Origin of the sequence: Vibrio genomosp. F10 str. ZF-129 (assembly GCF_000287055.2) — a bacterium.
In the GTDB taxonomy this organism is placed as follows: domain Bacteria; phylum Pseudomonadota; class Gammaproteobacteria; order Enterobacterales; family Vibrionaceae; genus Vibrio.
Genome location: NZ_AJYQ02000009.1, coordinates 1 through 297, shown reverse-complemented (window position 1 = coordinate 297; position 297 = coordinate 1). Strand labels below are relative to the sequence as shown.

1 protein-coding gene is annotated in these 297 nt (G+C 47.8%); it reads left to right on the top strand.

Annotated elements, in window-relative coordinates; translation table 11 throughout:
- The coding region (locus A1QO_RS01300) for a cadherin-like domain-containing protein (protein ID WP_038131835.1) at positions 1-297 on the top strand (297 nt) is incomplete at both ends.

Below are 297 nucleotides of genomic sequence, written 5' to 3'. Positions count from 1 at the left end.
GCACAGCTACTGGCCAATTCTAGCGATGTTGACGACAACGATATTGGCAAATTATCCATTGAAAACCTACAGGCTGACCATGGTGCTATTGCGTTAAATGCCGATGGCACATTTACCTTTACCCCAGAAAAAGACTATAACGGCGATGTACACTTCAGCTATGACGTTAAAGATGCCCACGGTGGTGTGACCCACACCGGTGCATCAACAACACTCTCAGCAGTAGGCGATGCTGCGATCTTCGCCGGAGATAAAAGCGGTCAAATAACAGAAGATCGCCATGTACAAGGTGATGCC